Origin of the sequence: Thermocrispum sp., from assembly GCF_002919275.1 — a bacterium.
In the GTDB taxonomy this organism is placed as follows: Bacteria; Actinomycetota; Actinomycetes; order Mycobacteriales; family Pseudonocardiaceae; genus Thermocrispum; species Thermocrispum agreste.
Genome location: NZ_PKFA01000018.1, coordinates 24,826 through 40,634, shown reverse-complemented (window position 1 = coordinate 40,634; position 15,809 = coordinate 24,826). Strand labels below are relative to the sequence as shown.

11 protein-coding genes are annotated in these 15,809 nt (G+C 70.1%); 8 read left to right on the top strand and 3 right to left on the bottom strand.

All coding sequences use genetic code 11. The features are described from left to right. Positions 1–3: 3 nt before the first annotated feature. The 3 genes from CXP56_RS18980 (at position 4) to CXP56_RS03880 (ending at position 2,170) form a co-directional block, all read left to right on the top strand. Positions 4–855, top strand: coding sequence for a TadE family type IV pilus minor pilin (locus tag CXP56_RS18980; protein WP_353744526.1), 852 nt, complete (start codon positions 4–6; stop codon positions 853–855). Next, on the top strand, positions 833–1,336 hold the full coding sequence (locus CXP56_RS03885) for an Rv3654c family TadE-like protein (protein ID WP_479267088.1): 504 nt from the start codon (positions 833–835) through the stop codon (positions 1,334–1,336). Before CXP56_RS18980 ends, CXP56_RS03885 begins: the two co-directional genes overlap by 23 nt. Before the next feature lie 234 nt (positions 1,337–1,570). Then, positions 1,571–2,170: a bifunctional DNA primase/polymerase gene (locus CXP56_RS03880; RefSeq protein WP_028848541.1), complete on the top strand. Its 600-nt coding sequence runs from the start codon at positions 1,571–1,573 to the stop codon at positions 2,168–2,170. A 265-nt stretch (positions 2,171–2,435) separates the two neighbouring features. On the opposite strand, the gene CXP56_RS03875 is transcribed toward CXP56_RS03880, so the two are convergent. After that, positions 2,436–4,844, bottom strand: coding sequence for a DEAD/DEAH box helicase (locus tag CXP56_RS03875; protein ID WP_502694561.1), 2,409 nt, complete (start codon positions 4,842–4,844; stop codon positions 2,436–2,438). Positions 4,845–5,244: 400 nt separating this feature from the next. On the opposite strand from CXP56_RS03875, the gene CXP56_RS03870 reads away from it, so the two are divergent. Then, complete coding sequence (locus CXP56_RS03870) at positions 5,245–7,512, top strand: sodium-translocating pyrophosphatase (protein ID WP_286899842.1); 2,268 nt, start codon at positions 5,245–5,247, stop codon at positions 7,510–7,512. Between the two features lie 147 nt (positions 7,513–7,659). Here the strand turns inward: CXP56_RS03870 and CXP56_RS03865 are convergent, their stop codons facing one another. After that, complete coding sequence (locus CXP56_RS03865; protein ID WP_028848543.1) at positions 7,660–7,968, bottom strand: hypothetical protein; 309 nt, start codon at positions 7,966–7,968, stop codon at positions 7,660–7,662. Beyond that, positions 7,956–8,516, bottom strand: coding sequence for a hypothetical protein (locus CXP56_RS03860; protein WP_028848544.1), 561 nt, complete (start codon positions 8,514–8,516; stop codon positions 7,956–7,958). Before CXP56_RS03860 ends, CXP56_RS03865 begins: the two co-directional genes overlap by 13 nt. A gap of 439 nt (positions 8,517–8,955) precedes the next feature. On the opposite strand from CXP56_RS03860, the gene topA reads away from it, so the two are divergent. The 4 genes from topA (at position 8,956) to CXP56_RS03840 (ending at position 15,750) form a co-directional block, all read left to right on the top strand. Continuing rightward, positions 8,956–11,670 (top strand): type I DNA topoisomerase, encoded by a 2,715-nt coding sequence (topA, locus tag CXP56_RS03855; protein WP_028848545.1) that lies wholly within the window; start codon positions 8,956–8,958, stop codon positions 11,668–11,670. Positions 11,671–11,798: 128 nt separating this feature from the next. Next, positions 11,799–12,353 (top strand): hypothetical protein, encoded by a 555-nt coding sequence (locus CXP56_RS03850; RefSeq protein WP_028848546.1) that lies wholly within the window; start codon positions 11,799–11,801, stop codon positions 12,351–12,353. Between the two features lie 167 nt (positions 12,354–12,520). Beyond that, a complete protein-coding gene (locus tag CXP56_RS03845) occupies positions 12,521–14,608 on the top strand; it encodes a bifunctional MFS transporter/dTMP kinase (protein ID WP_051310364.1) in 2,088 nt (695 codons plus the stop codon). After that, entirely contained in the window at positions 14,605–15,750 is a 1,146-nt protein-coding gene (locus tag CXP56_RS03840; RefSeq protein WP_286899841.1) for a DNA polymerase III subunit delta', read from the top strand. Before CXP56_RS03845 ends, CXP56_RS03840 begins: the two co-directional genes overlap by 4 nt. Positions 15,751–15,809 lie beyond the last annotated feature (59 nt).

Sequence of the window (15,809 nt, the reverse complement as noted above, 5' to 3'; positions counted from 1 at the left end):
GTCATGTGGCACGGGGAGCGTCGGCGATGGCCCCACCAGGGAACGCGTCAGTCGCGGCTCGGAGCGGACGTCTCCTGGAGGTTCGGAACGGATGGGTTGGCAACGGATGGGCGACGTCGGCTGGGGATGGATCCGCGCCGATCGTCCTTCAGAGCTGGCAGGCGGTGCCGATCCCGGCCCGGGTCCAGCCGGGCGTGCTTGTCCCTGACGGGGGTCGGCTGGCGGGACAGATTCAGTGGCAGGTCCGGTCGGCGGTGCTTGTCCCTGACGGCGGCCGGCCGGCGAAACAGATTCCGCATCAGGTCCGGCTGGTGGTGGCGATCGCGTTCCGGGGTCGATCCGCGGTGCCACTCCCGGAGCGGGGTCGGCTGGCGGCGATCGAAGTTCGTGGCCGGCCTGCACGGCGATCGGGGTGCGGTCACGGTCGAGGCGGCGATAGCGGTCAGTGCTCTCGTTGTGGTCGTGGCCTTGTGCTTGGCCGGCCTGGGCGTGATTGCCGACCAGTTGCGATGCACCGACGCCGCGCGTGAGGCGGCTCGCTTGATCGCCCGGGGAGAGCCACAGCTGGCCAGTCGCGCGGTGGCCGAGATCGCTCCCGCTGGCGCGCGCCTTGACGTTGACGAGTCCGGCGAGGTCGTTCGTGTCCGGGTCCGTGCCCGTCCCGTCGGGGGAATGCTGCCCGGCCTGCGCGTGACCGGCGAGGCGTATGCGGTCAGCGAGCCCAATGCCGAACCTGCCGTACCAGCTGGCTCACAAGTGGAGCAGGAACCGGTAGGGCGGACCGCTCTGAGTGGAAACGGACCGGGGCTGCCGAAGCGGAAGGAGCCAGGGGATGACTTCACCGCCCCGATGTGACTCAGCAGCGGGCCGAAGTCGCGGTGAGCACGCCTCGGGGCGTCGCGACATGCTCCGGAGTCGTCGTGAAGGCGACGAGGGAGTGGCCACGGTGTGGGCGGCAGCAGCGGTTGTGGCCGTACTGCTGGTGTTCAGCGCCGTGATGTGGCTCGGCGCGGCTGTGATCACCCGGCATCGGGTCACCGGCGCCGCTGATCTGGCCGCACTGGCGGCGGCCACGTACGCCCACACCGGCGAGGCGGGCGCGTGCGCTCGGGCGCGCCGGATAGCCGAGCTCATGGGAGCCGAGCTGACGACGTGCCGGCTGCGCGGCTGGGATGCGTTGGTGCGGGTGGGCAAGGATCCGCCCGGGCCACTGAGCGTGTTCGGTCGGGCTTTCGCCGCAGCGCGGGCTGGACCGATCGATAGCGTCGGTGAGCGGTCGACGAACGGTCGCGGCAGCGAAATCCAGTCCGGACGGACGGTCATTCGTCGGCGATGAACGGCATCGCCATCGTGCGGCGTGGCCGAGATCACCGCGGAGTCACGTTCGGTTGAACCGTTGTCCACTCGTCGTTCAGCGTCCGGTGGCTACCGGTCGCCGAGAACGACTCCCAACGGCTCGATTCGTGCATTTCACTGAGAGTTGCGGGCACGGTCGGAGAAGTCGGCCAGGCCGCACCGAAGGGAAACCTCCGGCATTCAAGGGAAGTCAATCGAGGAGACGGAAAGACCGATGTTGCACACCGAAGGCCCTGACGCGTGGCGCAGTGCATTCCGTATCGAACTGCGTACCGGCGCAGTGGATTTCGCGCTGCGTGGGTGGCCGGTCTTTCCGGGGACTCACCCCGACGGCGGTGAGTGGCGCGGCCCCCAGCCACTGACCGACGACTGGCGTCGGGGTGTGCGGGTGGACGCCAAGGCCGTCGCCGCGAAGTGGCACGAGGAGCCGTACAGCGTCCTCGTCGCGACCGGTTCCGTGGTCGACGCCGTCGAGGTCGACGCCGAGCTGGGGCGTGCTGCGGCCGGCCTGCTGCGTGCCGAGGACCGTCCCGCGCCGATCCTGGCCATTCCCAACGGCCGGTGGATCTTCCTCACCGAATCAGGCCCCGCGCTGCCCGAGGAGCTGGCCGAGCGTCCCGGCGTGGTGCACCACGGCAAGGAGAGCTGGGTTCCCCTCCCGCCCAGCCCCTACCCCGGCGGCATCGTGCACTGGCGCGTCAAGCCCGCGGTCTGGGAGTGGAAGCTCCCCCGCGCCGCTGCCATGCACGGTGTCCTGGCCAGGGCCGCCGATATGGTGGATCGCCAGGCCCGGCTGCAGCCGAGCGCGGCGTAACAGCGCGGCAAGTGGCAGCGCCCCGACGGCTGCCGCGTGAGCCGCGCAGGCACCCGCGGCCGAGCTTTCCAGCCCCGGCCGGCCGCGGGCGCCGCCTTCAACCCGAGGCGATGGCCGTGCCGCCGTGGCCCCCGACGCGGCGGTGCGAGCGATCGCCTCGGGTTGAAGCCCACGACAACCGAACCCGAGACGACAACGGAAAACCGAGACGACAACTGAACAGTGGACCACCGTGGTCGTGCGACCGCACCGGAAAGCGGGCGGGTCACCGCCTCCCGTGGTGAGCGGATTCCCCCCGCGTCCCCTCACCGCGATCCGCCCGGCTGATGGCACCCAGCACGGTGTCCAGCACGGCCACCGCCCCTGCCTTGTCCAGCGGTTCGTTGCCGTTACCGCACTTCGGCGACTGAACGCAGGACGGGCAGCCGGTCGAGCACTCGCAGGAGACGATCGCCTCCCGCGTTGCGGCCAGCCAGGGCACCAGCGCCGCATGCCCCCGTTCGGCGAATCCCGCGCCCCCGGGATGACCGTCGTGCACGAACACCGTGGCCTCCCCGGTGTCGGCATGCAGAGCGGTTGACACTCCCCCGATGTCCCAGCGGTCGCAGGTAGCGAACAGCGGTAGCAGGCCGATCGCCGCGTGCTCGGCGGCGTGCAGGGAGCCGGGGACGCGCGCGGGCTCCAGCCCTGCGCCCCCCGGCTCCCTGCCGCACAGCAACGCATCGCTGATCGTGTACCAGACGGCTCTGGTGTGCAGGGTTTGCGCAGGCAGGTCCAGTGGTGTCTGGTCCAGCACCTCCCCGGACGGCAACCGCCGCAGATAGCTCACGACCTGCGAGGTCACCGCGACCAGGCCGAGACACACCGTCACCCCGCCGTAGACCGCCTTCTCGTCGGTTTGCAGAACTTCGATGTCGATCACGTCGCGCGGCGACGTGGTCCACTCCGGCTCCTCGGCGTGCACCAGCGCAAGCCGCTCGTCGAAATCCAGCTCGTCGACCACATAGGTCTCGCCCTGGTGGTAGTACACCGCGCCGGGATGCACCGTGGCGCAGGCGGCGCTCGGGTCGACGGTGCCCAGCAGCCGCGCCGTCTCGCTTTCCACCACCGCGACCTGCTCCCCGCCCGAACCCCGGATGCTCACCTCGTGGTGCGGCCGGTCCCGCCCGGTCCAGTACCAGCCGCTCGGCCTCCGCCGCAGCACTCCGTCCGCCACCAGCTCGTCCACCACGTCACGGGCCGCGGCTTCCCCGAAGATCGGCAGGTCCTCGGCGCGCAACGGCAGCTCCGCCGCGGCGCAGGCAAGCTGCGGAGCCAGCACATAAGGGTTCGCCGGGTCCAGCACCGCGGCCTCCACCGGCTGATCCAGCATCACTTCCGGGTGATGCACCAAGTACGTGTCCAGCGGATCGTCCTTGGCGATGAAGACGACCAGCGCGGCCTCCTCGGCGGTGCGGCCCGCCCGGCCGGCCTGCTGCCAGAACGACGCCCGGGTACCGGGGTAGCCCGCCACCAGCACGGCGTCCAGCCCGGAGATGTCCACCCCGAGCTCGAGCGCATTGGTGCTGGCCACCGCGAGCAGCTCACCGGACATCAGGGCGGCTTCCAGCTTGCGCCGATCCTCGGGAAGATAACCGGCCCGGTACGCCGCCGCCCGCTTGCTCAACGCCGGATCGACCTCCGCCACCATCCGCCGGGCCGAGACGGAGGCGAGCTCGGCGCCGCGCCGAGAACGGACAAAAGCCAGCGTGCGGGCGCCCTCGATGACCAGATCGGCCATGATGCGGGCCGCCTCGGCGCCCGCGGATCGCCGGATCGGGGCGCCGTTCTCCCCGGTGATCTCCCGCAGCAGCGGTGGCTCCCACAGCGCGATCGTGCGCGGCCCGCGAGGCGAGCCGTCGTCGACCACCGGCACGCAGCCGAGCCCGGCAAGCCGGCGGGCGAACTCGGCGGGCTCGGCGATCGTCGCCGAAGCGAGCACGAACGTGGGGTTCGCGCCGTATCGCGCGGCTACCCGGCGCAGCCTGCGCAGCAGCAGGGCGACGTGCGAACCGAACACGCCACGGTAGCTGTGGCACTCGTCGACCACCACGTACGCAAGCCGCTGAAAGAACCGGGCCCAGCGGGCATGCGCGGCCAGCAGGCCGTGATGCAGCATGTCCGGGTTGGTGAACACCCAGTTGGCGTGCGCCCGCACCCAATCCCGCTCTTCCAGCGGGGTGTCCCCGTCGAACGTCGCGGCCCGCACCCCGGGCAGCTCCAGCGCGGCAGCGGCCCGCAGCTGGTCGTTCCCCAGTGCCTTGGTCGGGGACAGGTACAACGCCGTGCGCTTCGGCTGCTGCGTCAGCAACGACAGCACAGGCAGCTGGTAGGCCAGCGACTTCCCGGACGCCGTCCCGGTGGAGAGTATGACGTGGCGCCCGTGCCAGGCGTGGTCGGCGGCTTCGGCCTGGTGCGACCACGGTTGCGCCACGCCGCACTCGCCGAACCGGCGGGCGACGGCCTCCGGCACCCACGACGGCCACGGCACGCAGCGAGCCGGGCGCGCGGGGAGTGTGCGCACGTGCGTCACCGGGTTCTCGCCCTCCGGGGTCCCGGCAAGCACGCGGGCCAGCAGCTCGTTGGCCCGCTCCTGGTCGGCATCTTGCTGCGGCACGACTCGAGCTTGACACATTCCACCGACGCCGGAACCGGTGAAGTCCACCGGCTCCGGAGCCGGGAGTGCCGGGCACGTGCGGGCCGTGACCGGACCAGGACGGGACGACGTTTGCGCAGCCTGGCTTGCGCCGGAGCCGTCTTGGCGCAAGGCTCGGCACACAACACGGATGCGATGCAGGTGCGCGGTCGCCGCAGCCCGCAGGCTGGAATGCGCCCGACCGGGCGTGCCGATGCGGCGATCGGCGGGTAGCTCGGCCCCCGATGTGACGGAAGCTACTGCGAACTGGTATGGGCTGTTGTCAGTGTTAGGAAGCCCAACCAATAGACTTCCGCTCTCGAACATCGTCAGTCGGTGCACCGGCGGGAACTGAACCCGCACCTTGCAGTACCGACCAACATGCGACACAGGAGGACGAATGTCCCGGCAGATCCTCGCGGACGGCATCACGCTGTCCGGAGGCGACTACGGCATCGTGGCCGTGGTCGCAGTGATCGCCCTTGCCGCGCTCGGTATTGGTTACATCCTGCTCAAGGAGGTTCTGGCCGCCGGTCAGGGCACCACGAAGATGCAGGACATCGCCAAGGCCGTGCAGGAAGGCGCGATTGCCTACCTCAAGCGGCAGCGCAACACCCTGGTCATTTTCGGCGCCGTGGTGTTCGTACTGCTGTTCTTCCTCCCGGCGGCGGATTGGGGCGAGCGCATCGGGCGCTCGGTGTTCTTCCTGATCGGTGCCAGCTTCTCGTTCGCCATTGGCTACCTCGGCATGTGGCTGGCCACCCAGGCCAACCTGCGGGTGGCCGCGGCGTCCCGGGAGGCGGGCGGCCGGGAGAAGGCCATGCGGATCGCGTTCCGCACCGGCGGCACCGTCGGCATGATCACGGTGGGCCTCGGTCTGCTCGGCGCCGCACTCGTGGTGTTGGTCTACGCGGGCCAGGCACCCAAGGTGCTGGAAGGCTTCGGATTCGGTGCCGCGCTGATCGCGATGTTCATGCGTGTCGGCGGCGGCATCTTCACCAAGGCGGCCGACGTCGGTGCCGACCTGGTGGGCAAGGTCGAGCAGAACATCCCGGAGGACGACCCGCGGAACGCGGCGACCATCGCCGACAACGTGGGCGACAACGTGGGTGACTGCGCGGGTATGGCCGCTGACCTGTTCGAGTCCTACGCGGTGACCCTGGTCGCCGCGCTGATCCTGGGGTCGGTGGCGCTTGGCGCCGACGGCCTGGTGTTCCCGCTGATCGTGCCGGCCATCGGTGTGGTCACGGCGGTGATCGGTGTCTACATCACCAAGGCCCGCGCCGGCGAGAACGGCCTGGTCACCATCAACCGTTCCTTCTACATCTCCGCGGTGATCTCCGCCGTGCTGTGCACCGCGGCGGCGTTCATCTTCCTGCCCTCCGACTTCGCGGGCGAGGACGGCAACCCGGCGGTCGTCGCCACCGTGTCGGTGATCATCGGCATCGTGCTGGCCGGTGTCATCCTGTGGCTCACCGGCTACTTCACCGGCACCGAGTACAAGCCGGTCAAGACGGTCGGCGAGACCTCCGAGACCGGTCCGGCCACCGTGGTGCTGTCCGGTATCTCCATCGGCCTGGAGTCGGCCGTCTACACCGCAGTCGTCATCGCCGCCGCCGTGTTCGGCGCGTACCTGATCGGCGGCACGCTGGCCCTGTTCGCCGTGGCGCTGGCCGGTACCGGCCTGCTCACCACGGTGGGCGTCATCGTCGCCATGGACACCTTCGGCCCGGTCAGCGACAACGCGCAGGGCATCGCGGAGATGTCCGGTGACGTGGACGAGAACGCCGCGGCGATCCTGACCGAGCTGGACGCGGTGGGCAACACCACCAAGGCGATCACCAAGGGCATCGCCATCGCCACCGCCGTGCTGGCGGCGACCGCGCTGTTCGGCTCCTACGTGACCGAGATCGGCGCTGCGCTGAGCGAGGTCGGTGCTCGCGGCGGCGAGCTGGCCGAGCTGCTGGCCTTCAACGTGGTCGAACCGAAGGTGCTGGTCGGCGTGATCGTCGGTGCGGCCGTGGTGTTCCTGTTCTCCGGCCTGGCGATCAACGCGGTCGGCCGCGCGGCGGGCGCCGTGGTGTGGGAGGTTCGCCGCCAGTTCCGGGAGATCCCGGGCATCATGGAGGGCACCGGCAAGCCGGAGTACGGCCGGGTGGTCGACCTGGTGACGCTGGACGCGCAGCGCGAGCTGGCCACCCCGGGCCTGCTCGCCGTGTTCGCCCCGATCGCCGTCGGCTTCGGGCTGGGTACCGGCGCGCTGGCCGGTTACCTGGGCGGCGCCATCGCTGCCGGCGTGCTGATGGCCGTCTTCCTGGCCAACTCCGGTGGCGCGTGGGACAACGCCAAGAAGCTGGTCGAGGACGGTCACCACGGCGGCAAGGGCTCGCCCGCGCACGAGGCGACCGTCATCGGTGACACCGTCGGTGACCCGTTCAAGGACACCGCGGGCCCGGCGATCAACCCGCTGATCAAGGTGATGAACCTGGTGTCGCTGCTGATCGCCCCGGCGATCGTGCAGCTGTCCGTCGGCGAGAGTGCCTCGGACGCCGCGCGGTTGATCATCTCGCTGGTCGCGGTGGCCATCATCGTCGTGGCCATCGTGGTGTCCAAGCGGCGCACCAGCTCGCTGTCCGACTCGCCGACCCAGGAGACGGCGAAGGTCTGACGCGACGTCACATTCAGCCGGCGATGGCAGCCGGCTGGCACGACGAACGACAGCCCGTCCGGCCCGCTCGTGCGGCGCTGGGCGGGCTGTCGTCTTTGTCGGTGCTGGGTGCGCTTCGCCTTTGGTGCTAGGTGCGCTGTCGCCTTGTCATCGCATGCGATGCAATTCGACAGGATTGTCGCCGTAATGGAGCGCCCAAAGGCCAACCAGGACGAGCACCGCCATTGCCGCCGCAAGGAGCAGGTAGCGCGCCCATGTCGGCAGGGGAGTGGCGACCACTTCCTCGGGATCGGCCTCGGCGGCCGACGGCGGGCCGGGCGAAGCCGAGGGATCGGTGGAGGACTCGTCGAACGGGGCCTCGGCCGGCCGCTGCTCGAGCGGGAACTCCGTGTGCTCTGGCCCGGGCCATCGGCCTGGGCCCCACGCGGGCTGCATCGGCCCGGTCAGGCCTGCCATGACACCCATCCGATCCACAGGTTGGCGCTCCGCCCGTAGATCCGCGGCGAGTCCGCCGGCACCTGCTGCCCCTGCCGGTCGTAGCAGCGCAGCCTGGTCACCCCCACGCCGCCGGAAGCTCCGCAGGTGATGCCCCTGGCCAGCAACGTCTCGTCGGGCGAGACCGTGATGAACACGATCGCGCCGCCGTGCGGGCCGGTCAGCACCAGTTCCCCGGTGCGGCGGTCGGCATACACCCGGTGGACGCCGACGCAGGCGTGAGTCCGATTGATGTGCTTGCGCGGAACGGTGCGCCCGTGCCGGTCTTTGTGGTCGAAGCGGATGACGCAGCCACGGATACGAAGCTGTTCCTCACCGACGGTGGATGTGCCGTCCGATGGCCGGGTCGGCATCGCAGTGTGCGACGGATCGGCCGGCTGATCGGACGGTGTCGGTGGCGGGGCCGCCGAAGTGCTGGACGCGGTCGGGGTGGTCGCCAGGCTGGCCCCCACCATCACGGCGGTCAGCCACCCCACGACCGTCACCACCGCTGCGACGACCTTGCGCACCGTCTCCTCCCCCTGGTCGGTTCCCTCGCTCTTAATGGACGGGCATTCCGGGGAGGACGTTGCGTCTGCGATGACTCGAAGCGATAACAAGGGCTCAAATAGCCCGTTCGCGTCACCGTTGGCACGGAAGCTGCGCGGGGCAGTGCACCGACCGTCACGAATGCGGCAGTCGCGGCGCTGTGCGGTGGGCCGGAGTAGCAGCGATGGCGACTGCGGCGATACTGAATGGCAGCGCGGCATACTGACGATCACGCTGCGGATCGGCCCGATTGACCGTGGGCTGTGACGGGTAGCACACAGGCCAAGCCCGCGTATGGCGGCGTGTCCGGCGAGCAGGACCCGTCGTCACGGTCGTGCTACAGCTGGAAAAGGAACTTCGCGACACTCGCCACTCGTCTGCGGCCGGGGTGGCGGTAGGAGGGAATGGAGGCAGCCGAAGGTGGCTGGATCGACGAAGAGCTCGGGCGGCGATGACGTCCGGCGGCTGGTGATTGTCGAATCACCCGCTAAGGCTCGCAAAATAGCCTCCTACCTGGGCCGCAACTATGTGGTCGAGTCGTCCAAGGGGCACATCCGCGACCTGCCGCGGGGTGCGGCGGACGTGCCCGCCGAGTACAAGGGGCAGCCGTGGGCCCGCCTCGGCGTGGACGTGGACAACGGCTTCGAGCCGCTGTACATCGTCACGCCGGACAAGAAGGCAACCGTCAAGGATTTGAAGGGCAAGCTCAAGGACGCCGACGAGTTGTATCTGGCCACCGACGGCGACCGCGAGGGGGAAGCGATCGCCTGGCACTTGATCGAGGCGCTCAAGCCGAAGGTGCCGGTGCGCCGGATGGTCTTCCACGAGATCACCGAGCACGCCATCCGGGACGCTGCGCAGAATCCGCGTGATCTGGACACCGATCTGGTCGACGCGCAGGAGACCCGCCGCATCCTGGACCGGCTGTACGGCTACGAGGTCAGCCCGGTGCTGTGGAAGAAGATCATGCCGAAGCTGTCCGCGGGCCGGGTGCAGTCGGTGGCCACCCGCATCGTGGTCGAGCGGGAACGCGAGCGGATGCGGTTCACCTCGGCCTCGTACTGGGACATCGCGGCCACCATGTCGGCCGAGGGGCAGGACACCACGGACAAGGTGGACTTCGCCGCCAAGCTGGTCGCGGTCGACGACGACCGGCTGGCCACCGGCAAGGACTTCGACTCCGACGGCAGGCTGAAGTCGTCGCTGCGGAACGTCCGGGTGCTCACCGAGGCCGAGGCGGTGCGCCTGGCCGAGGCGCTGACCGACGTCGAGTTCACCGTCACCAGCGTCGAGGCGAAGCCGTACACGCGGCGGCCGTACGCGCCGTTCATGACGTCCACGTTGCAGCAGGAAGCGGGGCGCAAACTGCGCTTCTCGTCGGACCGCACGATGCGCATCGCGCAGCGGCTCTACGAGAACGGCTACATCACCTACATGCGCACGGATTCGACCACGCTGTCGGAGACGGCCATCGCTGCTGCCCGCGCCCAGGCCGCTCAGCTGTACGGCCGCGAGTACGTCTCGGCGACGCCGCGCCAGTACACCCGCAAGGTGAAGAACGCCCAGGAGGCGCACGAGGCGATCCGGCCGGCCGGTGAGGTGTTCCGCACGCCCGGCGAGGTCGCCGGTGAGCTGGATCCGGACGAGTTCAAGCTGTACGAGCTGATCTGGCAGCGCACCATCGCCTCGCAGATGGCGGACGCGAAGGGCACCACGATGTCGGTGCGCATCACCGGCACTGCTGCCTCGGGCGAGGAGTGCACGTTCGCTGCCAGCGGCCGCACCATCAGCTTCCCCGGCTTCCTGCGCGCCTACGTCGAGGCGCCGGACAGCGAAGCGGGCGGCGAGGCGGACGACGCCGAGCGCAGGCTGCCCCACCTGACCAAGGGGCAGGTGGTGCGTGCGCGGCGGCTGGACGCGGACGGGCACGCCACCACGCCGCCCCCGCGCTACACCGAGGCCAGCCTGGTGAAGACGCTCGAGGAGCTGGGCATCGGCCGCCCGTCGACGTACGCCTCGATCATCAAGACGATCCAGGATCGCGGCTACGTGTGGAAGAAGGGCGCGGCCCTGGTGCCCTCGTGGGTGGCTTTCGCCGTGGTCGGGCTGATGGAGCAGTACTTCGCCCGCCTGGTCGACTACGACTTCACCGCGGCGATGGAGGACGAGCTGGACGCGATCGCCGCGGGTCGTCAGGAGCGCACCAAGTGGCTGTCCGGCTTCTACTTCGGCGGCAACGACGGCGTGGAGGGGTCGGTCAGCCGGCTGGGCGGCCTGAAGAAGCTGGTCGGCTCGGGTGTCGACGCCATCGACGCCAGGGACATCAACTCGATCCCGCTGTTCACCGACGACGAGGGTCGCACCGTGTACGTGCGGGTCGGCCGGTACGGCCCGTACCTGGAGCGTGAGGTGAACGGCGAGTCCCAGCGCGCCAACCTGCCGGAGGACCTGCCGCCGGACGAGCTGACCGCCGAGGTCGCCGAGAAGCTGTTCGCCACCCCGCAGGAGGGGCGGTCGCTCGGCGTGGACCCGGAGACCGGCTACGAGATCGTGGTCAAGGAGGGGCGCTTCGGGCCGTACGTCACCGAGGTGATCCCCGAGCAGGAAGAGCAGGCGAACGGCAAGAAGAAGGCCAAGGTCAAGCCGCGCACCAGCTCGCTGTTCAAGTCGATGTCGGTGGAGACGGTCACCCTGGAGGACGCGCTGAAGCTGCTGTCGCTGCCGCGCGTGGTGGGCGTGGACCCGGAGACCGGTGAGGAGATCACCGCGCAGAACGGCCGGTACGGCCCGTATTTGAAGAAGGGCAGTGATTCCCGCTCGCTGGCCAGCGAGGAGCAGATCTTCGACATCACGCTGGAGGAGGCGCTGAAGATCTACGCCGAGCCGAAGCGGCGGGGCAGGCAGACGTCGTCGGCGCCGCTGAAGGAACTGGGGCCGGATCCGCAGTCCGGGAAGCCGATGCTGGTGAAAAGCGGCCGGTTCGGCCCGTACGTGACCGACGGCGAGTACAACGCCTCGCTGCGCAAGACGGACAGCGTGGAGGATCTCACCGTCGAACGGGCGGCCGAGCTGCTGGCGGAGAAGCGCGCCAAGGGACCTGCGCCGAAGAAGCGGGCGGCGGCACGAAAGAAGTAGCCCAAGCGCGGAAAATATCACCGTGAGTGACTGGGGGTTCGCGGATTGCACCTGATTGACAGCGCTGACGCGCGGCCGTGCGTGGTTACGATCAGGCTGGAAGTCGTGCCGTGAGAACGGAAACCGCTGTGGCCAACGTCAGCTGGACACCGGACGGAACGCAACCGCTCCCGCCGCCGCCGCTTTACCCGGATGCGCTGGCGGGCTTGGTGACGGTCGCCGACGCGGTCGGGAACGTGCAGCAAGACACGTACGACGATCCCGCCGTTCCCGTCGCCGAACCGGTCGAACCGGACCCGGAGCGGTCACGGGCCCTGATCGAAGCGGTGCTGGCGGCCGAGGAAGCGCCCTCCGGTCCACCGGTGGCGTTGCCGCCCCCACCGGGGGTCGCCACGACGGGCCCCCCGCCCGGGATGGTCGCCGCGCCGGAGCGTGGTTCGGCCGCGAAGCGGATGCGGCAGGCGCTGAGCGGTTCCGGCCAGGACGTGGAGAGCTGGCGGGAAGCGCTCAGGCAGCGGCGTGAGCAGATGGCGAACCGGTCGAAGGGCGGGCAGAATGGCTCGTCGTCCGGCTCCAGCCTGGGCGGCGTGGTGTTCGCGCTGATCATCCTGCTGGTCTTCCTGGCGATCGCGGTGCAGGTGATCTCCGGGGTGGCCAGCAGCGTGAGCGAGCTGTTCAACTGACGGCCTGCCGCATCGGGTAGCTGTCGCCCGCGCCGGCGCGACTAGCTGGCGTGACGCGGCGAAGACCGCCCCGACGAGTGGTGGGATCCCCCGCGCCGGTTACGCTGGGTCGCGTTCGCCAACCCGACCATTCGGGTGATCCCGGTGGTCGACGAAGCGAAAGCGGGGTGTGGCTCATCGCAGGGGTGGCCGGTCCGACACAGTTCTCCGACGCCGGTGCGCCGGGGTTGTCGTCCGCATCGACGCTCTACCGCGCCCGTCGGGTGCTGGCGATCAAGCCGTTCCGTCGGCTCATGGGAGTGTCCTTCCTGTGCAGCACGGCGGATTGGCTGACCCTGCTCGGGCTCACCGGCTACGTCACCAAGCTCACCGAGTCGTACACCGCGCAGAACTTCGCCTTCACCGGTGTGGTGCTCACGCTGCTGCTGCCCGGGCTGATCTTCGCTCCGCTCGGCGGGCTGCTCGCGGACAAGTTCGACCGCCGGGTGATTATGGTGCTGGCCGACCTGGCCCGGTTCGGGCTGCTGGTGTCCATCGCGATCGTCGGCTCGCCGGTGTGGCTGTTCGTGGCCAACTTCCTGGTCGGCCTGTCGTCGACGCTGTGGATCCCGTCCAAGGACGCGGCCGCGCCCAACCTGCTGCGCCGTAAGGACCAGGTCGAGACGGCCAATCAGCTCGGCCTGGTGGTCACCTACGGGCTGGCTGTGGTGTCCGGCGCCGGCTTCTACGCGTTGCTCAGCGGCCTGCCGCAGATGCTGAGCCTGCCGGAGGGCACCACCGGCGAGTTCGGGCTGGCCCGCATGGTCGTGGTCATCACCGGGGTGCTCTACCTGTGCAGCGCCATGGTGGTGTGGCGGATCCCCGAGTTGTCGCTGCGCAACGTGCACGACGAGCCGCTGCGGCCGGCCGGCGAGGACAAGCCGAGCATGCTGCAGATGATCAAGGACGGCATCACGTTCGTGCGCAGCACGAAGCTGGTGCGCGGCTTGCTGATCGGCATGGTGGGCGCGTTCGCCGCCGGTGGCGCCGTGGTGGGCTCGGCCAAGCCCTACGCGCACAGCCTGCTGGCCGGTGACACCGCGTTCGGCATGATGTTCGTGGCCATCTTCGTCGGGCTCGCGCTCGGCATGGCCGGGTCGCCGAAGCTGGCCCGCAGGCTGCCGCACGACCGGCTGTTCGGCGCCGCCATCGTGTGCGCCGGGCTCACCTTGTGCGTGGTCGGCCTGGCCACCCACCTGATCGTCGCCATGGCCGCCATCGTGCTGGTCGGCGCGTGCGCCGGGGTGGCGTTCCTGACCGGGATGACGATCATCGGCTCGCGCATCGAGGACGACATCCGCGGCCGCATCAACGCCGTCTACCAGTCGCTGATGAAGATCGTCCTGGGCGGTTCGGTGGCCGTGGTGCCGCTGCTGATCGGGCTGGTTCAGCCGCGCAGGGTGGAGATCTTCGGCAACACCGTGCAGATCGACGGCACGCGCCCGGTGCTGCTCGGCGGCGGTGTGCTGGCCACGCTGGTGGGGATCGTCGCCTACCGCATGATGGACTCGCGGCGCGCCGAGCCGATCTTCTCCGACCTGCGCAACGCGCTGCGGCGGCGCCCGCGCCGGGTGAACGGCCTGCTGATCGCCATCGAAGGCACCACGGCGACGGACACCGCCCTGCACGCGGCCAAGCTGGCGCTGTGGCTGCGTCGCACGGTGACCGCGCCGATCGCGCTGGCCACCGATCCCGCGCTGGACGACGAGCGCCTGCAGTCGCTGTTGCGGAACGCATCGCTGACCGGGGCCAGGGCGAAAGCGCTGGCCGCCGCGGCGGTGCGAGCCGACATCGTGGAGCGCGACGTGCGGCCTGCGCTGGATGCGGGCGGCATCGTGGTCATGGAACGCTTCGCCGACTCGTCGTTGGCGCACTTGTCAGCGGTGGCCGGGTTGGACATCGCCGAACTGGAAGGGCTGGCGGACTGGGCGATGGACCAGCTGCGTCCCGATCTGACCGTGCTGCTGGACGTCGATCCCGGGGAGATCCCGGACAAGGACGGCACCCCGGCCGAGGCAGCATGGCGGATGCGGGGGCTGCTGGCCGAGTGGGCGGCGGCCGACCCGGAGAATTACGTGGTGGTCGACGCCGAAGGCAGTCAGGACGAGGTCGCCGCGCGGGTCCGTGCGGCGGTCGAACCCCTGCTGGACAAGCGCGGTATTCAGCGGTTGCAGAAGTCCGAGGGCAAGCCGGTGGAAGCGGGGACTGCACCGTGAGCGTGTGGCGGCAGTTGGCCGGGCAGGAGCCTGCCGTGGCCGTGTTGTCCGCGGCGGCCGCCGGCGAGGGGATGACGCACTCGTGGCTGTTCACCGGGCCGCCCGGATCCGGCCGCACGGTGGCTGCCCGGGCGTTCGCGGCGGCGCTGCAGTGCGAGAGCCGTACAGGATGTGGCGAGTGCGCTCATTGCCGGACGGTCATGGCGGGCACGCACGCGGATGTCCGCTTCGTCGAACCGGAAGGGCTGTCCATCTCGGTGGCGGAGATGCGCTCGCTGGTGCAGACGGCCGCGCGGCGGCCGTCCACCGGGCGGTGGCAGATCGTCATCGTCGCCGATGCCGACCGGTTGACCGAGGGGGCGTCGAACGCGCTGTTGAAAGCGGTCGAGGAGCCGCCGGCGCGCACGGTCTTCCTGTTGTGCGCTCCTTCGGACCACCCCGAGGACGTCATGGTGACCATTCGCTCCCGGTGCCGGGTGGTCACGTTGCGCACCCCGCCCGCGGACGCCATCGCGCGCGTGCTGATCGAGCGCGACGGGATCGACGAGGAGCGGGCCCGCTGGGCCGCGTCGGTCTGCGGCGGACACGTCGGGCGGGCGCGCAGGCTGGCCACCGACGAGGCCGCTCGGTCACGCCGGGCCGAGGTGCTGCGCATTCCGGTGAGCCTGCGTCGCCCGGATGACGTCTTCGCCTTCGCCGACCTGCTGATCACCGCAGCGGAAGCCGATGCCGTGGCGGAAAGTGCGCGACGCGACGAGGCCGAGGAGGCCGAGCTGCGCATCGCCATGGGTGGCGACGGGACCGGCCGCGGGACCGCGGGGGCCAAACGGGCCGCCGAGGCGGCGGTCAACCAGCTGCGCAAGCGGCAGAAGTCGCGGGCGACGCGTACCCAGCGGGATTCCATCGACCTGGCGTTGGTCGATCTGGCGAACTTCTACCGTGACGTGCTGGTGTATCCGACCGGCGCGACGCTGACGCATCCGGACCACGAGGACCAGATCCGGTCCGCGGCCGAGCGGTGGAGCCCGGAGTCGACGCTGCGCCGACTGGAGGCGGTGCTGGAGTGCCGTGAGGCGTTGCAGCTCAACGTCAAGCCGCGTATCGCCGTCGAGGCGATGGTGACCGCGCTGGCCAGAGGCTGAAACCGCACGGCTGGGGCGGCCGCTGAACCGCACGGCTGGGCGGCCGCTGTGGGCCAGTC